Origin of the sequence: Gluconobacter sphaericus (genome assembly GCF_016757795.1) — a bacterium.
Classification (GTDB): Bacteria; Pseudomonadota; Alphaproteobacteria; order Acetobacterales; family Acetobacteraceae; genus Gluconobacter; species Gluconobacter sphaericus.
Genome location: NZ_CP068419.1, coordinates 2,077,551 through 2,101,204 on the forward strand (window position 1 = coordinate 2,077,551; position 23,654 = coordinate 2,101,204).

17 protein-coding genes and 1 tRNA gene are annotated in these 23,654 nt (G+C 59.2%); 12 read left to right on the forward strand and 6 right to left on the reverse strand.

The annotated features are described in order from the left end of the window. Window positions 1-134: 134 nt before the first annotated feature. From tkt to aldA, 10 genes are all read left to right on the forward strand, one after another. Window positions 135-2,192 carry a transketolase gene (gene tkt, locus IGS75_RS09915; RefSeq protein WP_202256737.1) on the forward strand — a complete coding sequence of 686 codons (2,058 nt, stop codon included), beginning with the start codon at window positions 135-137 and terminating at the stop codon, window positions 2,190-2,192. A gap of 11 nt (window positions 2,193-2,203) precedes the next feature. Further along, a complete protein-coding gene (locus IGS75_RS09920; protein WP_141349701.1) occupies window positions 2,204-5,077 on the forward strand; it encodes a bifunctional transaldolase/phosoglucose isomerase in 2,874 nt (957 codons plus the stop codon). A gap of 3 nt (window positions 5,078-5,080) precedes the next feature. Next, window positions 5,081-6,079, forward strand: a complete 999-nt coding sequence (gene gnd / locus IGS75_RS09925; RefSeq protein WP_141349703.1) for a phosphogluconate dehydrogenase (NAD(+)-dependent, decarboxylating) — start codon at window positions 5,081-5,083, stop codon at window positions 6,077-6,079. A 13-nt stretch (window positions 6,080-6,092) separates the two neighbouring features. Then, entirely contained in the window at window positions 6,093-7,046 is a 954-nt protein-coding gene (locus IGS75_RS09930; RefSeq protein ID WP_237468759.1) for a Cof-type HAD-IIB family hydrolase, read from the forward strand. Beyond that, on the forward strand, window positions 7,043-7,783 hold the full coding sequence (pgl, locus tag IGS75_RS09935; RefSeq protein ID WP_202256738.1) for a 6-phosphogluconolactonase: 741 nt from the start codon (window positions 7,043-7,045) through the stop codon (window positions 7,781-7,783). The genes IGS75_RS09930 and pgl overlap by 4 nt, the downstream gene beginning before the upstream one ends. Continuing rightward, window positions 7,780-8,475, forward strand: coding sequence for a ribose-5-phosphate isomerase RpiA (gene rpiA / locus IGS75_RS09940; RefSeq protein WP_174787505.1), 696 nt, complete (start codon window positions 7,780-7,782; stop codon window positions 8,473-8,475). Before pgl ends, rpiA begins: the two co-directional genes overlap by 4 nt. Before the next feature lie 23 nt (window positions 8,476-8,498). After that, complete coding sequence (locus IGS75_RS09945; protein WP_228123703.1) at window positions 8,499-9,014, forward strand: gluconokinase; 516 nt, start codon at window positions 8,499-8,501, stop codon at window positions 9,012-9,014. Between the two features lie 3 nt (window positions 9,015-9,017). Beyond that, a complete protein-coding gene (locus tag IGS75_RS09950) occupies window positions 9,018-9,545 on the forward strand; it encodes a YaiI/YqxD family protein (RefSeq protein ID WP_202256739.1) in 528 nt (175 codons plus the stop codon). A 55-nt stretch (window positions 9,546-9,600) separates the two neighbouring features. Next, entirely contained in the window at window positions 9,601-10,473 is an 873-nt protein-coding gene (locus tag IGS75_RS09955) for a LysR family transcriptional regulator (RefSeq protein WP_141349711.1), read from the forward strand. A gap of 139 nt (window positions 10,474-10,612) precedes the next feature. After that, window positions 10,613-12,055 carry an aldehyde dehydrogenase gene (gene aldA / locus IGS75_RS09960; RefSeq protein ID WP_202256740.1) on the forward strand — a complete coding sequence of 481 codons (1,443 nt, stop codon included), beginning with the start codon at window positions 10,613-10,615 and terminating at the stop codon, window positions 12,053-12,055. Between the two features lie 329 nt (window positions 12,056-12,384). Here aldA and IGS75_RS09965 read toward each other — a convergent pair whose 3' ends face one another. From IGS75_RS09965 to IGS75_RS09980, 4 genes are all read right to left on the reverse strand, one after another. Then, window positions 12,385-13,491, reverse strand: coding sequence for a glycerophosphodiester phosphodiesterase (locus IGS75_RS09965; protein WP_202256741.1), 1,107 nt, complete (start codon window positions 13,489-13,491; stop codon window positions 12,385-12,387). A 13-nt stretch (window positions 13,492-13,504) separates the two neighbouring features. Next, window positions 13,505-15,913: a TonB-dependent receptor gene (locus tag IGS75_RS09970; protein WP_202256742.1), complete on the reverse strand. Its 2,409-nt coding sequence runs from the start codon at window positions 15,911-15,913 to the stop codon at window positions 13,505-13,507. A 108-nt stretch (window positions 15,914-16,021) separates the two neighbouring features. Then, window positions 16,022-17,461 (reverse strand): ATP-binding protein, encoded by a 1,440-nt coding sequence (locus tag IGS75_RS09975; RefSeq protein ID WP_202256743.1) that lies wholly within the window; start codon window positions 17,459-17,461, stop codon window positions 16,022-16,024. 4 nt (window positions 17,462-17,465) lie between these two features. After that, the gene (locus tag IGS75_RS09980) at window positions 17,466-18,689 is read right to left on the reverse strand and encodes a TIGR03862 family flavoprotein (RefSeq protein WP_202256744.1); all 1,224 of its coding nucleotides are present in this window, start codon (window positions 18,687-18,689) and stop codon (window positions 17,466-17,468) included. Window positions 18,690-18,763: 74 nt separating this feature from the next. Between IGS75_RS09980 and panC the strand changes: the two genes are divergently transcribed. Continuing rightward, a complete protein-coding gene (gene panC, locus IGS75_RS09985; RefSeq protein WP_202256745.1) occupies window positions 18,764-19,591 on the forward strand; it encodes a pantoate--beta-alanine ligase in 828 nt (275 codons plus the stop codon). Window positions 19,592-19,649: 58 nt separating this feature from the next. After that, the gene (gene ade, locus IGS75_RS09990; RefSeq protein WP_202256746.1) at window positions 19,650-21,347 is read left to right on the forward strand and encodes an adenine deaminase; all 1,698 of its coding nucleotides are present in this window, start codon (window positions 19,650-19,652) and stop codon (window positions 21,345-21,347) included. A 1,112-nt stretch (window positions 21,348-22,459) separates the two neighbouring features. Here the strand turns inward: ade and IGS75_RS09995 are convergent. Continuing rightward, window positions 22,460-22,536, reverse strand: a tRNA-Arg gene (locus tag IGS75_RS09995). An 87-nt stretch (window positions 22,537-22,623) separates the two neighbouring features. Continuing rightward, window positions 22,624-23,592: an alpha/beta hydrolase gene (locus IGS75_RS10000; protein ID WP_228123660.1), complete on the reverse strand. Its 969-nt coding sequence runs from the start codon at window positions 23,590-23,592 to the stop codon at window positions 22,624-22,626. Window positions 23,593-23,654 lie beyond the last annotated feature (62 nt).

Consider the following 23,654-nt stretch of genomic DNA (forward strand, 5'->3'; position numbering starts at 1 on the left):
AGCGTGTTTCACAATATGGTTTACCAATCAGCCATTGCGTCCGGCGCGACTTCGCGTCATGCCGTGGCAGCAGAATGTACGGGAGATAACGTTGCGTTTCTTCCCGTCAGTCACAAGCCGGAGACCCCATTCCGATGAGTACGCTTCCCCAACTCGCCATCAATACGATCCGTACCCTTTCGATGGAAGGTGTTGAGCGCGCCAATTCCGGCCATCCCGGCACGGCTATGGCCCTCGCCCCCGCGATGTATGCCGTTTGGCAGCATGATCTGAAATACGATCCGGCCGATCCGTGCTGGCCGGCGCGTGACCGTTTCGTCCTTTCGGTCGGCCATGCATCGATGTTGCTGTACTCCACCCTGTTCCTGACGGGCGTGAAGGATATCCGGGATGGCAAGGTCGTTGATGCACCGTCGCTCACTGTCGAGGATCTCTCGCAGTTCCGTCAGCTGAACTCCAAGACGCCGGGCCATCCGGAATACCACTTTACCGCTGGTGTAGAAACCACGACTGGCCCGCTCGGGCAGGGTTGTGGCAATTCCGTCGGTATGGCGATTGCACAGAAATGGATGTCCGCGCGCTATGATCGCCCGGGCTTCAAGCTGTTCGATTATCACGTGACGGTGTTCTGTGGCGATGGCGACATGATGGAAGGCGTGGCCTCCGAAGCTGCTTCTACCGCTGGCCATCTGGCACTGGGTAATCTGACCTGGATCTATGATTCAAACCAGATTTCCATCGAGGGTTCGACAGATCTGGCCTTTACGGAAAATGTCGGCAAGCGCTTCGATGCCTATGGCTGGCATGTGCAGACACTGACGGACGGCAATGACGTCGATGCTATTCTGGCAGCGCTGAAGGCTGCACGCGCGGTGACGGATCGTCCGAGCCTGATCGTTCTTAAGACGGTCATCGGCTATGGTGCGCCCAAAAAGGCCGGTACGGCGTCGGCGCATGGTGAGCCGCTGGGTGCAGAAGAAATCAAGGGTGCAAAGGCCGCTTATGGCTGGCCGGAAGATGCTCCGGATTTTTATGTCCCGGATGGTGTGAAGGAGCATTTCGCTGAAGGTCTCGGCAAACGCGGCGCGAAAGCCAATGCGGAATGGCGTGAGCTGTTCTCGGCCTATCGTGAGGCACATCCGGAACTCGCGGCTGAAATCGACTGCATCATCGAGCATCGTCTGCCGGAAGGCTGGGACAAGGATATCCCGACCTTTGAGGCCGATGCCAAGGGTGTCGCGTCCCGCGCAAGCTCTGGTCAGGTTCTGAATGCGGTTGCGAAGAACCTTCCCTGGATGATCGGCGGTTCCGCCGACCTGACGCCGTCCACCAAGACGGACATCAAGGGTGGTGGCTCTTTCCAGCCGGAAAAATGGAATGGCACCTATGGCGGCCGGAACATCCATTTCGGTGTGCGCGAACATGCGATGGGTTCCATCTGCAACGGCATCGCGCTGTCGGGCATCCGGGCTTACGGGTCGGGCTTCCTGATCTTCTCCGATTACATGAAGGCGCCGATCCGTCTGTCGTCCATCATGGACCTGCCGGTTCTGTACATCTTCACGCATGACTCCATTGGCGTGGGTGAAGACGGACCGACGCATCAGCCGATCGAGCAACTTGCCCAGCTGCGCGCAACGCCGGGCATTATGACGATCCGTCCGTCCGACGCCAACGAAGTGGCCGAAGCCTGGCGTACGCTGATCCCGATGACGCACAAGCCGGCAGTGCTCGCACTGAGCCGTCAGAACCTGCCGACGATCGACCGCACGAAATATGCTTCCGCTGCCGGTCTGGCGAAGGGTGCCTATGTGCTGGCGAGCTGTGAAGGTAAGCCGGACGTGATCCTGATCGCTTCGGGTTCGGAAGTCAGCCTTGTGGTTGGGGCTTACGAAAAGCTGATCGCGGAAGGCATCAAGGCGCGTGTCGTTTCCATGCCGAGCTTTGACTTGTTCGAAGAGCAGAGCCAGGAATACCGTGATTCCGTGCTCCCGCCTGACGTAATCGGTCGCGTTGCAGTCGAGCAGGCCGCAGCCTTTGGCTGGGACCGGTATGTCGGCATCGGTGGTGCAATTATTGCCATGAATACGTTCGGCGCGTCGGCTCCGGCTTCCGCCCTTCTCACGAAATTCGGTTTCACGCCGGAAGCAGTCTTTGACGCAGCAAAGCGTCAGGCCCTGCGCGGCAAGTAAGGAGAAATCCTGTGGCAGACACAATCTCCAATACCGCTCTGAACACCGTTAACAACGCCTTGTGCGACCTTGAGAAATACGGCCAGTCCCCCTGGCTGGATTTCATCCAGCGTAGCTTCACGGAGGACGGAAGCCTCCGCAAGCTGGTGGACGAAGACGGGCTGCGGGGCGTCACGTCCAACCCGGCCATCTTTGAGAAGGCCATCGGGCACGGCACCGAATACGATCCGCAGATTCGCAAGCTGCTGGAAGGCGAGGGCCTGCCGCCCGGCGAACTGTACGAGCACCTGGCGATTGACGACATCCGTTCCGCCTGTGCGGTTCTGTATCCGGTGTTCGAAAAGACCAAGGGGCTGGACGGTTACGTCAGCCTCGAGGTTTCGCCCTATTTGGCGTTCGACCCACACGGAACGATCACGGAAGCCCGCCGTCTGTGGAAAGCAGTCGCGCGCGAAAATCTGATGATCAAGATCCCCGGAACTTCTGAAGGTACGGGCGCCATCCGCGAAGCCATCGCTGACGGCATCAATGTCAACGTGACGTTGCTGTTCTCGTTGGATGCCTACAAAGCGGTCCTGGAAGCCTATATTTCCGGCCTTGAAGCTCGTGCATCCCGCGGCGAAGACCTTTCGCGCATCTCCAGCGTGGCTTCCTTCTTCGTCAGCCGTATTGACGCCAAGATTGACGGCGAAATCGACCGTCGTATTGCCGCTGGCGACGCGGACGCCGAGGCGCTGAAGGCTGTTCGTGGCAAGGTCGCGATCGCCAATGCAAAAATGGCTTATCAGTATTACCTCGAAGTCCGTAACAGCCCGCGCTGGAAGGCGCTCGCCGAGAAGGGCGCCAACCCGCAACGCCTGCTGTGGGCCAGCACCGGCGTCAAGGACAAAGCCTATTCGGACGTTCTGTATGTTGAGGAACTGATCGGCCCCGAGACGGTTAACACCATTCCGCCCGCAACGTTCGATGCGTTCCGCGATCACGGCAAGGCACGTGCCAGCCTCACGGAAAATGTCGAGGAAGCCCGCCATGTGATGGCTGAGGCCGAGCGCCTCAAGCTGGATCTGAATGGTGTGACGACGAAGCTCGTCAAAGATGGCTGTGCGGCGTTCAGCGTTTCGTTCGACACCCTGCTGACGGCTGTGGCAACCAAACGTGAGGCCGTTCTCGGCCAGCGTCTGCTGCGTGTCAGCGCCGACCTGCCGCCGGAACTGCGCGACGATGTCGCCGGTGCGGAGAAGGACTGGAGCCAGAGCGGTGGTCTCCGTCGGATCTGGCAAAAAGACCCGTCGGTCTGGACGAATGGCCCGGAAGCCGATTGGCTGAACTGGCTGACGATTGTGCAGGACCGTCTGTGGAACGTCGAAGAGCTTGAAGTTCTGGCCCGCGATGTTCGCAGTCGTGGCTTCAAGGATATCCTGCTTCTGGGTATGGGCGGTTCGAGCCTTGGCCCGGAGGTTCTGGCCGAGACATTCGGACAGCATGAAGGCTGGCCGAAGCTGCATGTGCTAGACAGTACGGACCCGCAGCAGGTTACGGCGTTCGAGAAGGCCATCGATCCGAAGAACACGCTGTTCATCGTGGCCAGTAAATCCGGCGGAACGCTGGAGCCGAACATCCTGTTCGCGCATTTCTGGCAGGTGGCTGGTCAGGCTCTGGGCAAGAAGCCGGGTGACAGCTTCATCGCCATCACCGATCCCGGCTCACACATGCAGAAAGTGGCAGAGGAAAACGGCTTCTGGCGCGTGTTCTACGGTGATCCGAAAATTGGTGGCCGGTATTCGGTTCTGTCCAATTTCGGTCTCGTCCCGGCAGCGGCAAGCGGCATTGACGTTCGCAAGCTGCTGACGGTCACGCGTCTGATGGTGGAATCCTGTGACGGAAGCGCGCCTCCGACAGCCAATCCGGGTGCGGTGCTTGGCCTGATCCTGGGTCATGCCGCGCACTGTTTTGGCCGTGACAAGGTGACGATCCTCGCTTCTGACGGCATTGCCTCGCTGGGTGCATGGCTGGAGCAGCTTATTGCCGAAAGCACGGGCAAGAAGGGCCTTGGCCTCATCCCCATTGATGAGGAAGAGCTTGGAACGCCGGATGTCTACGGCACGGACCGCGTCTTCGTGGATCTTCTGCTCGGCGATGATGTTCCTGACAGTCGTCTTGGCGCCCTGCGCGCCGCCGGTGCGCCGGTGGTCACTATCCGTCTGGCGGACAAGACCCAGATCGGGCAGGCGTTCTTCCTGTTCGAATTTGCTACAGCCGTGGCTGGTGCGGTTCTCGGCATTGACCCGTTCGATCAGCCGGATGTGGAGTTCAGCAAGCTCGAGACGCGCAAGCTGACCTCGGCTTATGCCGAGACGGGTTCGCTGCCGCCGGAAACGCCTTTCGCCAAGGATGGTCTGCTGTCTTTCTATGCGGATGCGAAGAACACGGAAGCCTCTGGAAACAAAGGCGATGCCGTCTCCATCCTCAAGGCGCTCTTTGATCGTGTGAAGCCGGGTGACTATGTCGGTCTGCTCGCTTATATCCGTCGCGACCAGCAGACGCGCGACTGGGCACAGTCCGTTCGTATGGAGCTTCGGGATACGCTGAAGGTGGCAACAGCCGCCGAATTTGGCCCTCGGTTCCTGCATTCGACGGGCCAGGCCTACAAGGGTGGGCCCGATAGCGGCGTGTTCCTGCAGGTTACGGCAACGGATGCGGCAGATGTGCCAGTTCCGGGTCATGGCTTCAGCTTCAGTGTCGTGAAAGCGGCACAGGCGCGAGGCGATTTCGAAGTGCTCGCGGCCCGTGGTCGTCGTGCCCTTCGCGTTCATATCGATGGACCGCTGGAAGAGGGGCTGAAGGCTCTGGAAACGGCGATCCACAAAGCACTGGCAGGAGCATAAGTCATGCGGATCGGAATCATTGGACTGGGACGGATGGGCGGCAATATTGCCGTTCGTCTGACGCGCCACGGACATGATGTCGTCGTGCACGACCGTACGCCGGAAGTGACGGCTTCGGTCGCTGGACGCTGTGAAGCGGGGCGCGCGACCTCAGCCAGTTCTGTGGCTGAAATGGTGAAGCTGCTCGAAGGCGACGAGCACCGCGTGGTGTGGGTCATGCTCCCGGCAGGGGCCATTACCGAGGCCTGCGTTCAGGAACTCGGCGGTCTTCTGGGACGTGGGGACGTCATCATTGATGGTGGCAATACCTATTACAAGGACGATGTCCGCCGTTCGGCCGAATTGGCTGAAAAGGGCATTTCCTATGTCGATGTCGGGACTTCAGGCGGTGTCTGGGGCCTGGAACGCGGCTATTGCATGATGTTCGGCGGCACGAAAGAGACCGCTGAATACATCGATCCGATCCTCAGCGCGCTTGCGCCGGGCATCGGGGATGTGCCGCGCACACCGGGCCGTGACGAAGCGGGTCATGATCCGCGCGCCGAGCAGGGCTATCTGCACTGTGGTCCCGCCGGTTCGGGCCACTTTGTGAAGATGGTCCATAACGGCATCGAATACGGCATGATGCAGGCCTTCGCCGAAGGCTTCGATATCATGAAGAGCAAGAACTCCCCGATCCTCGCGGAAAAGGATCGGTTCGAGCTCAATATGGGCGACATCGCGGAAGTCTGGCGTCGTGGCAGTGTCGTGTCGTCTTGGCTTCTCGATCTGACGGCCGAGGCCCTGACCCGCTCGGAGACACTCAATGAGTTCTCTGGCGAAGTTGCGGACTCTGGTGAGGGTCGCTGGACGATCGAGGCAGCCATCGAAGAAGACGTGCCAGCTCCGGTCATGACGGCCGCACTGTTCACGCGCTTCCGTTCGCGGACGGGCAACAACTTTGCCGAGAAAGTTCTCTCGGCACAGCGTTTCGGTTTCGGCGGGCACGTCGAAAAGAAATAAGCCTGCCTCCCTCATGGGCAAGGACTGGCTGGCAGGGTATGGTTTTGCCATCAATGACCAGCCAGCCCCCGCAAAGACTCTGACGGGGGTTTTTACAGGGGCTCTTATGTCAGTTGACCTCGATGCCATCCATGCGGCTCTGCCGCCGCTGCCGCAGACCATCCGGATGGTCGTGTCCGATATGGATGGAACCCTCCTGACGCCAGACAAGACTATCGCGCCTTCGACGCTGGCCATGGTCAGGGTGCTGCAGGAGCGGGGAATTCCCCTTTGTCTGGCCAGTGCGCGGCCGCCAGCCGCCATGCTCCCTTATATCGAGCAGCTCGGCCTGACTGGGCAGAATGCCGGCTTCAATGGCGGTATTATCTTCAAGCCTGACGGGACTACGTCCGTTAGCCGTGTTCTGTCACAGGATGTGCTATCGATCGTGCATGACATGCTGCACCTGCACGGGATTGAGACCTGGTTCCTGCGGCAGTCCTACTGGATGGTGCAGGACGCTTATACGCCCTTCGTGCAGCACGAACAGGGCATCACCGGCCTGACGCCGCATCAGGTTCCCGACCTTCGCAAAGAGTTCGAGGGCATTGGCAAGGTCATGGGAGTGAGCAGCGATACCAGCCTGCTTCAGGACGTCGAGACTGAACTTGGCGCCATGCTTCACGGTGATGCAAGTGTGCGCCGATCTTCCGATATTCTTCTGGACGTGACGCCGGCCCTGGCCAACAAGGGCGAGGCTGTTTGCGAGCTGGCGCGTGCCCACGGTATTGCGCCGCATGAGGTGGCCTGTCTTGGTGATGCCCATAACGATCTGCCGATGTTTTCGGTGGCGGGACTGGGCATTGCGATGGGGCAGGCCGAAGACGATGTGAAAGCCGCCGCGCAGGTTCTCACAGACACCAACGAGCGCGATGGCTGGGCCAAGGCCGTCGAGCGCTACATCCTGCCGAGAGTTTTCAATCCATGATCACCGACATTCGTGCCGCCACGCTGGAAACCCTTCCTGATTCTGAAGCCGTCGCCCTGCGGATGGCCGACCTTCTCGTCGAAGGGATCCTGGCCAAGACGGATGGCCTGTTCCGGGTCGCTCTCTCTGGCGGCTCTACGCCCAAGCGCCTGTTCGAGATCCTGGCTACGCCGTCGCGTGCGAAGCTGATCCCATGGGAGCGCGTCGAGATTTTCTACGGTGATGAGCGGCATGTTCCGGAAGGCCATGCTGACAGCAATCACACGGTTGGCCAGTCTGTTTTGCTCTCCCGTGTTCCGGTGCCAGCGCAGAACATCCACGCCATTCCAACTGGTGCCACAGTGGAAGAGGATGCGAAGGCCTACGAAAAGACTCTTCAGGCGGCCTATGGCGCAACGACGCTCGATCCGGAGCGCCCGCTGTTTGATTTGGTCATGCTGGGTCTGGGCACCGACGGTCACACGGCCTCGCTGTTTCCGGGCCAGCCAGTTCTGAAGGAGCGGACGGCCTGGGTTGGGACGGCTGCACCGTCCACAGCACCTTACGAGCGCATCACGCTCACTTATCCCGCTATCCACTCCAGCGCGCTGGTCGTGTTCCTCGTGACGGGGGCTTCCAAGGTCGAGATGCTGGAGCGCCTGGTCGAAGGTGACAGTTCCCTCCCGTCTGCACGGGTGACGAGCGAAGGACGGATCATCATTCTGGCAGACCGCGCTGCGGTGGGAGAAGACGCATGAGCGGCACGGATATGAACGTTCACAAACGTACAGCTGCCCGTGAAGCTGCGGATATGGTCAAAAGCGGTATGGTCGTGGGGCTCGGCACGGGCAGCACGGCGGCCTACATGATCGAGCGTCTGGGTGAGCGCGTTGCGGAAGGGCTGGAGATCTTTGGTATTCCGACCTCGGATGACAGCGAAGACAAGGCCCGCAAGGCCGGGATCCCGCTAACGGATTTCAGCGCGCATCGCCGCATTGATATTGCCATCGATGGTGCGGATGAGGTCCAGCGTGGTTCGCTCAATCTTATCAAGGGACTGGGCGGGGCATTGCTGCGTGAGAAGATCGTTGCGCAGGCCGCCAAGCGGTTTGTGGTGATCGTCGATGGCACCAAGCCTGTGGACCTGCTGGGCGAGCGGGCACCGGTGCCGGTGGAAGTCATTTCCTTCGGCTGGGAATGCACGGCGGAACGTCTGGCGGCCTGTGGCGCACGCGGCGTGAAGCCGAGGACGGATCGGGCCGGGTCGCTGTTCGTGACCGATACCGGAAACATGATCCTGGACTGCCATTTTGGGCCGATTGAAAAGCCCGAGGAGTTGGCAAAGAAAATCGATCAGATTGTGGGCGTTGTGGAACACGGCATGTTCCTTAATATGGCGTCTGAGGTCCTTGTGGCGATGCCGGACGGGGTGGAGCACTGGGAACCATGAAAATGACGGAAAATGAAACACAGATGGGTATGAAACCGCGTTTCCTCGTGGTCATGGGCGTGTCCGGGACAGGCAAGACGACGGTTGCAACAGGATTGGCCACGCGTCTGGGGTGGCATTTTCAGGAAGGCGACGCACTGCACCCGCCAACCAATGTCGAGAAAATGAGCACAGGTCAGCCGCTGACCGATGCGGATCGGGCTCCTTGGCTTGCGCTCTGTCATGACTGGCTGCGCGAGCAGGTGGAGGCTAGGCATGGTGCCGTCCTGACCTGTTCCGCGCTCAAGCGTTCCTATCGTGAGCAGCTTCGCGGTGAGGACCTGCCCATTGAGTTTGTGCATATCGATACATCTGCCAGGGAACTCGCTGATCGGTTGCAGCGTCGGGAAGGGCATTTCATGCCGGCGAGTCTGCTGCCCAGTCAGCTGGCGACGCTTGAAGTGCCTGGTGACGACGAGCCGGTGATCCGGGTCTCGGGCGAGAAGCATCCTGATGTGGTGCTGGAAGAGCTGATCCGTCATTTTCAGGCAGAGGACTGATTCATGGCCGAGACCACCCGGCTTTTGGTGGATGCGGATGCGTGCCCGGTCAAGGATGAGATTTACCGTGTCGGGGCACGCTACGGCCTGAAAACAATTATTGTCGCCAATAGCTGGATGAATATTCCACAGTCTCCGCTTATTGAACGCGTCGTGGTCCCGGAAGGGCCAGATGTGGCCGATGACTGGATTGCGGAACAGGTGACGCCTGCGGATATCGTCATCACCAGCGATATTCCGCTCGCGGTGCGCTGTCTGGCGAAACAGGCTTCTGTACTGCGCCCGAATGGCGAGGAAATTGACGAACGTTCCGTTGGCATGGTCTCGGCCATGCGCGATCTGATGCAAGGTCTGCGCGAAACGGGGGCAGTCACGACCTATAATCCGTCCTTTGGCAAAGCCGACCGGAGCCGGTTTTTATCCGCACTGGATACACTCATCGTGCGACTCCGCAGGAAAGCGGCCCTCGCGCGATCGGTCCCCAGTTCTTCAGAAACAATCCACAGGCCCTTCCCCGGAGATGTTCCCTGATTCTGGGGATATCTTCTGCCGGGGGATAATTCCGTCCCGATGAGGATCTTTCCCCATGAATCCGCTCCGTCTTGCCCAGATTGAGATGTTCTGTGCAGTTGTGGAGGAGGAAACGGTCGTTGCGGCATCCCGTCGCCTAAACTGTGTGGCATCCAATGTGACGGCGCGTTTGAAGGAACTGGAACTGCTGCTTGGGCAGGAACTGTTTCTGCGTGAGAGGGGGCGTCTGACGCTCACTCCTGAAGGTCGCCTGTTCTATCAGCAGGCTATGCCGGTCGTGGCTGGCGCACGGAGCCTGACGGATTTGTTTTCCGAAGGTATTCCGCGCGGCGTCTTGAATATTGGAGCGCTGGATGTCGCGCTTGAGGGCTATCTGCCGCGGATCGTGCCGGAGTTCCTCAAAGCCTGTCCGGGTGTGGAACTGAAGATGTTCCTGCGCCCGACCTATACGCTGGAGCGGATGTTGGCGGATGGGGAAATTGATCTGGCGTTGACGGACGGGCCGATCGTTCATCCCTTGATGGAAAGTCGTTTTGCTTTTCGCGAGAAACTGGCGCTCGCCATACCGGAAGGGCAGAAAGGCGCGTGGGACGGGCAGCATGTGTTTCTGTTCAATACCGACTGCTTCTACCGCCGGTATTTTGAGATCTGGCTTGAGCGGCATGGTGTTTCGAACGCGATTATCCACACGGTTGAATCCTATGACGTCATTCTTGCCTGTGTTCAGGCGGGATTGGGCATTTCCTGTGTCCCACACAGTATCGTTTCGCAGGTCAAAAGACGGCGTCGTGAAGGAATTTCGTTTACGTATCCCGAAGATCTAAAAGGGAGCGAAGTCTATTTTATCTGGCGTGAGCCGGGATTGAATGATCTGGGGCGGAGATTTCTGGATTATGCGCCCACGCATCCGGGTGCTTATGAAAAGTGAACCCATAACTCACAAATCATCACTTTTTATTATGAATGAATGCCTGCACCTTACAGTCATCAAATGAACTGCTGGTTGGCTGATGCGTCTGTTTCACTACGGAGCGCATGATCGCCACACAGAAAATGTAGGAAATTTCATGACTGAGAAAAGTAATCTTTTCATTAATGGAAGCTGGGTCGCACCGAAGGGTGGCGAGTGGATCACCGTTGAAAACCCGGCCACAAAAGCCATTGTGGGCGAAGTGGCCAAGGGCACGCAGACCGATGTGGATGCGGCGGTCTCGGCTGCGAAATCGGCCTTCATCGGCTGGAGCCGCCGTACGGCGACCGAGCGGGCCGATTACATTCACGTGCTCAAGGATCTGGTGAAGCGCGACAAGGAAAAGCTTGCCGCCATCATCACATCAGAAATGGGCAAGCCGCTGAAGGAAGCCCGGATCGAGGTGGATTTCGCCATTGGTCTGCTGCGGTTTGCAGCCGAGAATGTGCTGCGGCTTCAGGGGGAGATTATTCCGGGCAGCTCCCCGGAAGAGAAGATCTTGATTGATCGTGTGCCGCTCGGCGTTATCGGTGCGATCACGGCGTGGAACTTCCCGTTGGCGCTTTGTGCACGCAAGATCGGTCCGGCTGTGGCCGCGGGCAATACGATCGTCGTCAAGCCGCATGAGCTGACGCCACTGGCCTGCCTTCATCTGGCAAAGCTGGTTGAGGAAGCCAAAATTCCGCACGGTGTCATCAATGTCGTGACGGGCGACGGCAAGGATGTCGGTGTGCCCCTGGTGGCGCATAAGGACATCAAGCTTATCACGATGACGGGCTCCACGCCGGCCGGTAAGAAGATCATGGCTGCTGCGTCCGAGACGCTGAAGGAGGTCCGGCTTGAACTGGGTGGCAAAGCGCCGTTCATGGTCATGGAAGATGCCGATCTGGACAAGGCTGCAGATGCGGCGGTGGCGTCGCGCTTCGGTAATGCCGGTCAGGTCTGCACCTGTAATGAACGCACCTATATCCACGAGGCCGTCTATGACAGGTTCGTCCAGAAGGTCCGTGAGAAGATCGAGGCTCTGAAGGTCGGCTTGCCGACAGATCCGTCCACGGATATGGGGCCGAAGGTGAGCGAGGACGAGCTCAACAAAGTCCATGAAATGGTCGAACATGCTGTCCGTCAGGGCGCACGTCTCGCTATTGGTGGCAAGCGTCTGACAGGCGACGTGTATGATAAGGGCTATTTTTATGCCCCGACGCTCCTGACCGATGTCACGCAGGATATGGACATCGTGCATAACGAGGTGTTCGGTCCGGTCATGTCGCTGATCCGCGTGAAGGACTTCGACCAAGCGATCGCATGGGCCAATGATTGCCGCTACGGCCTGTCAGCCTATCTCTTCACAAACGATCTCGGCAGGATTCTGCGTATGACCCGCGATCTGGAATTTGGTGAGGTTTATGTGAACCGTCCGGGCGGTGAAGCGCCGCAGGGCTTCCATCATGGTTACAAGGAAAGTGGCCTTGGAGGCGAAGACGGGCAGCACGGCATGGAAGCCTATGTCCAGACGAAGACCATTTACCTCAACGCGTAATGGACGAACGGGCGACGGCATGGCGGTCGCCCGTCTTTTTCTGAAAGGATCAGCGTCATGGTAAAAGTCTTTGGACTTGGCCATCGCTGGCCTCGAAGAAATTGAACTGACAGGACCGCCGGACGCGCTCGAAAAAGCCGGTGCGACCTGGGTGGATAATGAGGTCGTCATTGACGGGACTTGTGTTTTCTCATGCTGTCCAGATGATATTCCGGCCTTTAACAAGGTTGTCGGCAGGCATTCCAGGCTCGGTTGAGATTTTTATCAGTGCATAAAAAAAGGAGGCCTCCCAAGCCGAGAGAGCCTCCTTTTTTATAGGGTAATACGGATCAGATGGTCCCATCCACTGCTATGCGCCCGAGTGCGGGGTCGTCCGTGAAAAAGCCGTCGATGCCCATGTCCAGATAGCGGCGGAGTTCCGCGATCATGCCTTTGGGGTTGCGGGCGGTGTCTCCGGCATCGTTACGAAGCTGGGCCGGGAGGAAGTGGTTTTCTGGCCGTGCCGTATAGGAATGAACCAGAAGCCCGGCCTTATGGGCATCTGTTACGAGCGTAGAGGGTTCAAGCCAGCCGCCTTTGCTGTCCCGCGGGATCAGGTCCGTATTGGACGGGCCGATCACGTCAGCATAGCGGCGAACCTCCTTGAGACCATCGGGCGTCATGAGATCCCCGAAGGTCGTGGTCTTGCCAGCTGCCAGAAGATCCGGCGGAACATCCTTGCGCTCCCCCATAAGGAACATCAGACGCGCCTGCGGGTTGATGGACAGGACGTCGGTCCGGATGCGCCCCAGGTTGCCCGTCTCAAAAGACTGGACTTCCAGCGGGGCCTGCCGGGTGTACTCGTGGGCAGAGATGGTTCGTAGGAAAGTGGCTTCGGGGTTCAGGCCGAGGCTGTTAAAATGGGTGGAGTGCTTGATTTCCGGAACAAGGCCGAAAACCTTACCTGTTGCAGCGGACTGGGCCGCGACCTGTTCGATGACTTCTTCGAAGGTCGGGATTTCGAAATGGTCGTCATAGCGGGTGTTGTGGACCCGGATCGTTGAGAGACGTTCACGGGCGCGAAGGGTTTTGAGCTCGGCGAGTGTGAAGTCTGTGGTGAACCAGCCGGTTTCCGCGCGTCCGTCGATTTTGAGCGTGCGATGACGGGAGGCGAATTCCGGATGATCTGCCACGTCCGTTGTGCCGGCGATGTTGCTTTCATGGCGGACGACCAGATGGCCGTCCTTTGTCATGACGAGATCGGGCTCGATGAAGTCTGCACCATCCATCATGGCGCGGGCATAGGAGGCCAGTGTGTGTTCCGGACGCAGGGCCGAGGCCCCGCGATGGGCGAACACGAGAGGCTTCGGCGCCAGTGAGGGCGCGGCTTTCGCCCGCAGGTGCAGGGCGGGAAGCCCGGCTGCGAGCAGGCCGAGGCTCTGGCGACGTGTCAGCATGGGGCAGTATTCCTTACAGGGCTGCGCTGAGGCTCAGGAAGAACATGCGCGGCGCGATGGGGTAAGCCGAGAACTGACCCGAAGTCTGGGTCGCGTTGATCGTGGACCATCCCTTGGTGTTTGTCAGGTTGGTAATGTTGCCCTGAACCTTCAGGGAGGCCAGATGCGGAATGTTGTGGAAGGTATAGCCCGCATTCAGGTTGAACTGCGCATAGGGTGCCGCCCACATGTCATTGGTATAAGTCGCATAACGTTTGCCAATGACGTCACCGGTGAACTGGCCGTAGGCGTTGCCCCAGTTGGTGGTGAAGACGAACTTCTCGGACCAGTCCGGCATACCGACGACGTTCTTGCCCGCCGTGTGAATGATGCTCGAACCCGTGCTGTAGTTATCGTTATAGGTGGACTTGTTGTAGGACAGCGCGTTGTAAAGCGAGAAATGCGGACCGAAATGGGTGGTGAAGGAGAAGTCCATACCATCCGTCGTCACCGAACCCACGTTTGCGAGCGTTGTGGCCGAGCCGATGATGGACGACAGGGTCTGCGTCGTTGCTACTGCCAGAAGACGGTTTGAGAAGTGGACGTGATAGTATTCGACCTGACCTTCGATCGCCGTCAGTGGGCCGAGATGGACTTGGCGATGCTCACGCAGACCGGTCTCATACGTCCATGATGTCTCGGGCTTGCCGTTCTTCTTGAACTCTTCGAAGGCGGCCTGGCTGGTTGCGCCCCAGGGGGTGGCATTGCCATAGCCTGCGTCCTGATAGGAGCGCATGTTTTCCTGGATGTTGGCGAACCACTGCTCGTGCTTCGTGATGTCCCAGACTGCGCCGAAAGCGGGGAGGAACGGCTTGGCTGCATCGATCTCGCCACCCGGAGCCGTTACGGCATAGGACGGGGAGAGCGAACCGGCCTTTGCAGCGACCGGTAGGGTGCCATTCGTATAGACCAGCTCGGACTTGAAGCCCGCCATCAGGGAGAAGTTCTTCGAAATCTGCCAGTTGTCCTGCAGATGAGTGACGAATGTGTTGGTATAGAAATTGTTGGTGTACTGGTCGATCAGGGCGTTCTGCTGGCGCTCATAAGGCGTCGTCGGGTTGGTGGCGCTCAGCGGATACCAGCGACGGGCCTGTGTGTTGTTGTTGCGCTCATACCAGCCACCGAGTTCGATCGAGTGCTTGCCCAGATGGTAGCGCAGCGTAGACATCAGGCCGCCGCGATTGTCCCAGTATTCGGTCGTCCGCGTTGCATAGCCTGAGCCGCCGAAGACGCTGTTCAGGTCCTGCCCCGGATAATAGGCGGCAAAAAGTGTCGGCAGACCGGCTGCCGAGATCGGACCGGCGACGACACCTTCACCCATATCATGGTGATAATAGATGCTGTTGTCCCAGTGCAGGTTTTCACTGAAATCATGTGTCCATTTCGAATAGGCGAGGAAGTCCTCTCGCTGGGCCGCGGAGTAATAGTTGCGGTAGTTCAGGCCTGCATTTTTGTAGGTTGCTGAATTGATATAGGATTTTGCGTAGTTGAAATTTGGATAGGTGAACGGCCGAACATAGATGCCGTATCCCTGTGGCAGTGTGATGCTGTCCTCGTTGGGTTCGACCTTCTGGGACCAGTCGAAGAAAGTCGAGAAATGGTCGTGTTCGCTGTTGTGCACAAACTTTGCATTGACCTGATAGCCGCCCTGATGGCCGGCAAAGTCCCAGGCGCGTGCGTCCTGACGTGAGAAGGAGACATAGGCCGAGTTGCCGTTGCCGAACTCACCCGTATCGATCCGGGCGAAGGTGCGGAACGTGGACCAGCTTCCGAAAACCTGTTCAATCTGCGCGCCGCGCTTCTTCAGCGGGTCCTGCGTCGTGAACTGGAGTGTTCCGCCAAGGTTAGAGGTGGACGCCGTACCAAGTGCACCGGCACCTGAGGAGACTGACGCTGAACCGATGTTTTCGCTGATGGCTGCACGCTGCGGGGACAGGCCGTTATAGTTACCATAGGCCTGATCGCCGAGGGGGATGCCGTCAAGCGTGTAGCCAAGCTGGTTCTGGTTGAAGCCGTGGACATAGAGCGAGGAGTTCTGCTCGTTATTGCCCCAGGGGTCGGCATTGTTGAACACAACGCCCGGCAGCATCTCAAGCGCCTTGACCGGGTTGATGCCCGGAAGAATGCGCTGGATCTGCACATGGCTCAGCCCTTGTTCAGACCGCGTGCGGCGTGCCGTGATGACGAGCTGTTCCGTACCACCCGCCAGGGCATCCACCTTGGCTTTGTGCCTGGTGTTGCTTTTCGCAGCATGTTTGGCTGGTGTGGCTTTTCTGGTTTCGGCCGCAGCGGCACTGGCAGAGTGCGGAAGGGCGGCAGCCAGCGCAAATGGCGAGCAGAAAACAGTCAGGAGCAGGCGGGAACGCAGCAGGTTGCGCGGCATCTAAGATCTTTCCGGAGCAAAAAGGGATCGGACGCGGCGGACCCTAATCTTTCCTTAAAGAACTGCGTGTGAAGCTCCTGTGAACGTGTAATGACAGAATTATGACAGTCAGGCTGTCTGCCAGCCCAGTCCGACGATCGCCACCCGGCGCCCCAGCGGCGTGTCCTGAAGGACGATGACTTCGCGCTCTTCCAGATAGTTCAGCTGCCGCCGCGCGCGACCAAGAGAGTGCGTGCCATAGGCGCGGGCCAGGGCCTCGTCGCCCGGGCAGGTTTCGCCGTCCAACGCCGTGCGGGCGAGAAGCAGGAAGACGCCCTGCACGTCTTCGGGCAGGGTCGCGGCGATGGCCTGGGCCTGTTTCCAGTCCTCGCTTTCCGAACGTTCCCGGTCCATCCCGGCGCGGATCGTGGCCAGCATGCGGTTGAAAGACCCCAGTTCCAGCACATTGCGCGACAGGCCCTGAATACGTGCCCTGAGCTGGAAGTCCTGATACAGGGTCGCCAGGGGTTTATAGTCCGAGCCTTCACCGGCCACGACTTCGGCCACCAGCGACCAGAGCTGGTCGGGATTGGCTTCGACGGCGACGGCTGCCGGAGCGGGTTCTTCGGCCTCGCGCTCGGCTCCGTAAGCATCGAGTTGTGCCAGAAGGTCCGGCGGGGGAGGGCGGGACTCCCGGCGGGGGCGGGGCGTGAATTCGTGGACCGGTTCAAGAATGATATCTCGCAAGTCTTCAGCCGAGACGGGTTCGAGTGGCACGAGAACCGGCCCCGTGGCGTGGCTTGCGGTCGTGACGGGCCCAATCGCCACAAGTTTCGGGCGGCGGCTCAGGGCAGGGCCAAGTGCCATGAACTGCCCGCGTGCCAGATCCCGGAACGATTCCGCCGCCCGGCGTTCCATGCCCAGAAGATCGGCGGCGCGGGCCATGTCGATATCAAGGAAAGTTCGGCCCATCAGGAAGTTGGACGCTTCCGCCGCAACGTTTTTCGCCAGTTTTGCTAGACGCTGGGTTGCGATCACGCCTGCCAGACCGCGCTTTCGGCCACGGCACATCAGGTTCGTCATGGCTCCGAGTGACAGGCGACGGGCTTCATCAGACGTGTCGCCACCCGTGACGGGCGCGAAAAGCTGGGCTTCGTCCACCACCACGAGCGCCGGATACCAGTGTGAGCGGGGTGCCTCAAACATGCCGTTAAGAAACGCGCCCGCAGCCCGAAGCTGCATTTCGGCTTCGACCTGCTCAAGGTTCAGCACCACGGATGCGCGATGGGCGCGCACGCGCTCGCCTGCTGCGCGCAGGCTGGCTTCGGACTGGTCTTCGACGTCAATCACCAGATGGCCGTAATGGTCGGCCAGGGTGACGAAATCGCCTTCCGGATCGATCATAACCTGCTGGACGAGGGTAGCGGTCTGCTCCAGCAGGCGTCGCAGGAGATGCGATTTTCCCGAGCCGGAATTGCCCTGGACCAGCAGGCGCGTGGCCAGGAGTTCCGGCAGATCAATGCAGGTGTCGGAGCCGTCGCGGCCCTGTCCGAGAACGATGGATGTCATGGCGTCAGGCGATAGCGGAATTGGACGATTCTAGCCACCCAAGGACGCCATTTGCCGCAGCATGAGCAGTGGAAAAACACCCCTGAAGCAGATACCCGCCCGTTGGTGCCTCCCAGTCCAGCATTTCACCGGCCACGAAAACACCCGGGCGGGATTTGAGCATGAACTGCTCGTCCACAGCAGCCTGATGTACGCCGCCTGCCGTGGAAATGGCGCGATCAAGAGCGTCCATGCCGATCAGTGGCAGAGGAACGGCTTTGATTGTTTGGGCCAGTTGAAGCGGCGTGGCATCTTTAGGGGTGGCTGACTTTAGAAGGTCGCGAGATGGTACATTCAGCGACAGTGCCTTGCGCAGTCGGTTGCTCTGGCTTTCCCGCTCCCGCTGCGCCAGCAGGCGTTTGAGGATATCATCCACTGAAAGCGTGGGACGCAGGTCGAGTGTAAGGACTGCGCGTTTTTCGGCCGTGATTTTGTCCCGCAGATCCGTCGAGAGCGCGTAGAGCGCGGAGCCTTCCAGCCCGCGTGCTGTGATGGTCAGGTCACCACGTGTCTGCTGCGCCCTGAAGGTCAGGCCAACGGAATGAAGCACGCTGCCTTCGTGCCGCGCTGTGAAATCGGAGGGCCAGTCGGGCAGGAAACCACAATTTGTCGGGGCGAAAGGCTTTATCTCATCCGTCAGGAGATCCGCCCAGCGTCCGTCCGATCCCAGTCGCGACCAGCTTGCGCCTCCCATTGTCAGAACGGTCGCATCGGCCCTGATGGATGCCTGCCCGTCGGCCGTCTCAAACAGCAAACTTGCACCGTCCCAGCCCATAAAGCGATGCCGGGTCCGGATCTGAACGCCCTGTTCTGTCAGACGCTGGAGCCAGGCACGCAGTAGGGGAGAGGCTTTCATCGCGGTGGGAAAGACGCGTCCGGAGGAGCCGGAAAAGCAGGTCTGTCCCAGTCCTTCAGCCCATTGCGTTAACGCCGATGGTGGAAATGTGCGAATGGCCGGTTCCAGCCAGTTTTGTGCTTTGCCGTAGCGGCACAGAAAACGTTCCAGAGGCTCTGAATGTGTCAGGTTCAGGCCGCTGCGACCGGCCATGAGCAGCTTGCGTCCTACGCTCGGCATCCGGTCGAAAACCTGCACCCTGCATCCCTTTGCGGATAGGATTTCTGCCGCGAACAGTCCGGCGGGACCTGCTCCGATAATGGCAATGGATGGGGAAGGGGGTGAAGCATTCATAAGCGCCTGATTGCCATGTGGAGCAGGGTTTGTCAGTCTCCGCGCCCCCAGTTCTGGCGGGAAAGGAACATGACATGCAGATTTTTGAAACAATCGGGGCGCTTCGTGCAGCACGGACGGCTTATCCAGCTCTCGGTTTCGTTCCGACCATGGGGTTTCTGCATGAAGGCCATCTCGGACTGGTCCGGCGGGCTAAGGCGGAAAATGGCGCGGTGGCCGTCAGTATTTTCGTCAATCCGACGCAGTTCGGCCCGAACGAGGATTATGCCTCCTATCCGCGCGATCCCGAGCGCGATCTGGCGCTTTTGAAAGAGGCTGGGGCCGATCTGGTGTTTCTGCCAACGCCCGATGTGCTGTACCCGCCAGGTTCTGCCACCCGGATTGACGTTGGCGGCGTCGCGGAAGAACTCGAAGGTCAGTCCCGTCCCGGACATTTCTCCGGTGTGGCGACGGTGGTGACCAAATTGTTCAATATCGTTCAGCCGCAGCGGGCTTATTTCGGCCAGAAGGATGCCCAGCAATGTGCGGTGGTCCGGCGCTTCGTGGCAGATCTGGATATTCCGGTTGAAATCGTGGTCTGCGATATTGCGCGTGAATCGGACGGTCTGGCCCGCTCCAGCCGTAATGTGCGTCTGACACCTGGAAACCGTCAGAAAGCGCCAGCGCTGTTTCAGGCTTTGCAGGGAGCTGCGCGGCTGTTCCGTAATGGCGAGCGTGATGTGGAGATTCTGGAAAATGCGATGCGCGCGGTCCTGATCGAAGCCGGGCTTCCGGATATCGATTATGCGACAGTTGTGAACGCAGACACGTTCTGCCGCGAACAGCCCTGTTCTAACAACGCGCTGGCGCTTCTGGCTGTGCGGGCCGGGGAGGTCCGGCTGATCGACAACATGCCTCTTTGAGTTGCTCACCCTTCATGCGGTATAAGCATGCACTGCTGACGTACGGAGGATTTCAGACATGCAGAAAACCATCATGCGTCGCGTGGCCCAGGGGCAGGGCCACGAACCCGCCGATCTGGTCATCCGCAATGTTCGGCTGCTCGATCTGGTCACGGGTGATCTTATTCCGACTGATATTGCTATCTGCGGCGACCGGATCGTCGGGACTTACGGTGAATACGAAGGTGTCCGGACGATCGATGGCGCAGGTCGGATCGCCGTGCCGGGCTTTATCGATACCCATCTACACGTCGAATCCTCTCTGGTGACACCGTTCGAGTTCGATCGTTGCGTTCTGCCGCATGGTGTGACGACGGCCATCTGCGATCCGCATGAAATGGCCAATGTGCTGGGGCGTGCGGCGTTCGACTACTTTTTGGCCGCTGCCGAGCGGACCATCATGGATCTGCGCGTCAACCTGTCGAGCTGTGTTCCAGCCACGTCCATGGAGACATCGGGCGCGGTTCTGAACGTAGATGATCTGGTGGCCTATCGGGACCATCCGAAAGTGATCGGTCTGGCCGAGTTCATGAACATTCCGGGCGTTTTGAATGGCGATCCCGGATGTGTGGACAAGCTGGCGGCTTTTGCAGACGGTCATATTGACGGTCATGCACCACTCATGCGGGGCAAGCCCCTGAACGGCTATCTGGCAGCCGGCATTTCAACCGACCACGAAGCCACGGCTGCTGACGAAGCACTGGAGAAAGTCCGTAAGGGTATGACGGTCCTGATCCGGGAAGGATCGGTCTGCAAGGATCTTGAGGCGTTGGTACCGCTTCTGAACGTCGCGACTTCGCCGTTCTTTGCGTTCTGCACTGATGACCGCAATCCGCTCGAAATCGCCCATGAAGGCCATCTGGATTTCCTGATCCGCCGTGCCATTGAACTGGGTGTGGAGCCGCTGGCCGCATATCGGGCGGCCTCATTGTCTGCTGCCACAGCTTTTGGCCTAAAGGATCGTGGACAGATCGCGCCGGGCAAGCGTGCGGATATCGTCCTGCTTGATGATCTGGAGCGCTGTCAGGTTTCAGACGTCATTGCCGCCGGGCGCCTCGTGAATGATGCCTTGTTCGCAAGCCGCGAAATTGTGCCTCCGGTCGGATTGGAAAGCGTGAAGCTCTCCCGCCCCGTAACGGTGCAGGACATGGCTGTTGAAGGCAGCGGCAGAAACCGTGCTGTTATGGGGGTTATTCCTGGTCAGATCATCACGGATTTTTTGCGTCTGGACCTGCCTGAAGGCCATGGCCACGTTCTGCCTGATCCGGAACAGGATGTTGCCAAAGTCTGCGTCGTAGCGAGGCATGGGCATAACGACAATATCGGGCGTGGTTTCGTGCGGGGTTTTGGCCTGAAGGAAGGCGCGCTGGCGTCGTCTGTCGGGCATGACAGCCATAATATCTGCGTTGTTGGAACCAGCGACGCCGACATGGCCTGTGCGGTGAACCATCTGGAAAAAACCGGCGGTGGTTTTGTGGCGGTCCGTAATGGACAGGTGCTCGCAGATCTACGCCTCCCGGTCGCAGGCTTGATGAGCGATGCGCCTTACGAACAGGTCCGGGATGATCTGATTGTCCTGCGTAAGGCGGCGAGGACGATGGGTGTTGTTCTGGAAGAGCCGTTTCTGCAACTGGCCTTCCTGCCCCTACCCGTGATTCCTCATCTCAAGATCACGGATTTCGGGATGATTGATGTCAGGACGATGAGCTTCGTTTGAAGAATGGCTGCCTGAGGGCAGCCATTCACAAAGATAATACAGGTGAGACGGCTTAGGCGCGTATGGCTTGGGCGGATGTCTCATCTGCGTCTAGCAGACAGGGGGCCGTGTTGACGATCTGAACGTCGTTTCCGGTTGGTTCGTTATCACCTGGCGGCAGAGGGCGCAGAACTATTGGTCCATCGCAGGCTTGGGTGTTCCCGCTAATACTCGCCGGGCAGGTCTGTGTTCAGATGGGGGAAACGCCCCCCTCTCAGGTTGCGTGGGTAATAAGGTGACCGTAACAGCCGCGATTGTTTCAAGGCTGCCTGTTGGGAGCATCATTGCCCGAACCGGATCGCAATGGCGCCATCTGCTTGATGACTAGGGCAAGCGGAACAGCGTGTTCTGACACTATTGACGTTGGATAATGACGGGCGTGTTCGATGCAATGCCTCAAACCCTGGCTGACAAGATCGACAGTATGATGGTTCGGGCACATCATTTCGAGCGGCCCCTTCAATAAACTCAGGAACTGGCGGCGCATCGCCACCCTATATGACAAAGCCAAGGGATCATATTCTGGCTTCGTCAATCTCGCCTCAACGCTCCAGTAGATACCCTTTGTCCACGAAATCTAAGGATCGACATGGGAGGGGCAAAAGTGACGGTATCCATTCGTGGACGAATGACGAGAACGTCCGAAATGAAGCGCGCTGGCCGACTGGCATGCGGTAACGTCCGGCACTGGCCTTGCTGTTCCATACAGGTCAACGTCGAAGCAATTTTGTGAAAGTGGGGCCAAGTTCCGTAAGTGCGAGCGGTATCCATCTCCGTCAGCAGAAAACAGGCGCCGAGTTGGATCAGTGGAAGCCGAACAGGGCGGGGAGGTTCCTGACGATTGAGAAAGGCCGCGGCCCGAAGGCTCGCAGAAGCCGGTTGCACAACTCATCAGACCGACGCCATCACAGGTCATCGGAGCCTCAGAGAAGTTGCCTGCTACGTCCGTGTCGCCGTGCAGATGGAATTGGCACGTTCGGCGATGTTAAGGCTAAGACCCGCCCGTCAAACCTGTTCAGGAAGGTGTCAAAGACGCAGAGTAATTGGCGGAATATAGCGATTTCTGAGATCAGTGGTGGACCTGACGCGATTCGAACGCGTGACCTTTGCCTTCGGAGGGCAACGCTCTATCCAGCTGAGCTACAGGTCCATGCGCCTTCAGATAACTGCTTCGGCGACAGATTGCCAGCCCTCTTTTTTGAAAGTTCTGTCGTTCGGACATACGGCTGGCAGAAGGTCACGGAAAAGTCTGCGTCTGGGCGGTGGCCTGCCATGCGCTGGCAGCGATATCACCGCCTGATGGCAGGAAGTGGTCGGGGTCTGTTAACCATGAGACGGCATCCTGTGCCGCCCCCCGGTGGTCCCGGCTGAGAAGGTGGTGTGCGTCGGGTAGTTCGTCGATCCGGGTGTCGGGGGGCAGTTTGCGCAGCAGGCGTGCAGTGAAGGGTGGCAGGACGAACTGGTCACGGCCACCAAAAATGATGAGCAGCGGGGTCCGGGCCTGGGGCGCGGCTTTGTAGGCAGTCTGCATCAGCAGGGTTAAGCCATAGAGCGGATGGATTGTTGAACTGTGCAAGGTGAGGGGATCGAAATACATCCGCCGCAGGGCCTTGATGTTGTCGCTTGCAACCCGGTGACCAGGAACGGCCGAACCGTCCAGCTTCCAGTTTGGGGCCAGGAGATCAAGAGTGCCCAGAATGCTCTCCCAGGGCTGGCCGATATCGAGCGCCGCAGGGGCAAGCAGGATCGTGCTGTTGATATGGGGCGTGTCTGTCGCGGCCAGCAGCAGGGCTATGGCGCCGCCCATGCTTTCTCCCATGATGTGAATGGGTGTGTCGGGATAGCGAGTGTGCAGCCAGAGCACCTGTTCGCGAGCGTCCTGCACCAGTCTTGCCGTGCTGCTCCATTCACCCCGGTCGGCAGTTTCTCCAAAGCCGCGGATGTCCGGCGCGACGAGTGTAAAGCCCTGGGCTGTGAAGACCGGTGCGGCGAACTCCCAGGCATCCCGGCTGTCGCCGTAACCGTGCAGGGCCAGGATGATGCCACGGAGGCTGGGTGTGAGGGCCGGATACAGTCGGAGGGGAATATGGGCGCCATCCGACATGTCGAGTGTGAGTGTCGGGGAGATGAGAGCCGTTTCCTGTGCTGTCGGATGCAGGTCTGGAATATGAGGTGCCGTGCAGCCCTGTAGCGCTAGCGGAGACATCAGGCAGAGCAGTCCGAAGGAAAGACGTCTGAGGCGGTTTGAAACGGAGGGGAATGAGCCTA

Coding starts and splice junctions, on each gene's coding strand:
- IGS75_RS09950 (WP_202256739.1), top strand. CDS start 9,018: ATGGCCGAGACCACCCGGCTTTTGGTGGATGCGGATGCGTGCCCGGTC.
- rpiA (WP_174787505.1), top strand. CDS start 7,780: ATGAGCGGCACGGATATGAACGTTCACAAACGTACAGCTGCCCGTGAA.
- tkt (WP_202256737.1), top strand. CDS start 135: ATGAGTACGCTTCCCCAACTCGCCATCAATACGATCCGTACCCTTTCG.
- IGS75_RS09930 (WP_237468759.1), top strand. CDS start 6,093: ATGGGCAAGGACTGGCTGGCAGGGTATGGTTTTGCCATCAATGACCAG.
- IGS75_RS10000 (WP_228123660.1), bottom strand. CDS start 23,592: ATGTCTCCGCTAGCGCTACAGGGCTGCACGGCACCTCATATTCCAGAC.
- IGS75_RS09945 (WP_228123703.1), top strand. CDS start 8,499: ATGGGTATGAAACCGCGTTTCCTCGTGGTCATGGGCGTGTCCGGGACA.
- pgl (WP_202256738.1), top strand. CDS start 7,043: ATGATCACCGACATTCGTGCCGCCACGCTGGAAACCCTTCCTGATTCT.
- ade (WP_202256746.1), top strand. CDS start 19,650: ATGCAGAAAACCATCATGCGTCGCGTGGCCCAGGGGCAGGGCCACGAA.
- IGS75_RS09975 (WP_202256743.1), bottom strand. CDS start 17,461: ATGACATCCATCGTTCTCGGACAGGGCCGCGACGGCTCCGACACCTGC.
- gnd (WP_141349703.1), top strand. CDS start 5,081: ATGCGGATCGGAATCATTGGACTGGGACGGATGGGCGGCAATATTGCC.
- IGS75_RS09965 (WP_202256741.1), bottom strand. CDS start 13,491: ATGCTGACACGTCGCCAGAGCCTCGGCCTGCTCGCAGCCGGGCTTCCC.
- IGS75_RS09980 (WP_202256744.1), bottom strand. CDS start 18,689: ATGAATGCTTCACCCCCTTCCCCATCCATTGCCATTATCGGAGCAGGT.
- IGS75_RS09970 (WP_202256742.1), bottom strand. CDS start 15,913: ATGCCGCGCAACCTGCTGCGTTCCCGCCTGCTCCTGACTGTTTTCTGC.
- IGS75_RS09955 (WP_141349711.1), top strand. CDS start 9,601: ATGAATCCGCTCCGTCTTGCCCAGATTGAGATGTTCTGTGCAGTTGTG.
- panC (WP_202256745.1), top strand. CDS start 18,764: ATGCAGATTTTTGAAACAATCGGGGCGCTTCGTGCAGCACGGACGGCT.
- aldA (WP_202256740.1), top strand. CDS start 10,613: ATGACTGAGAAAAGTAATCTTTTCATTAATGGAAGCTGGGTCGCACCG.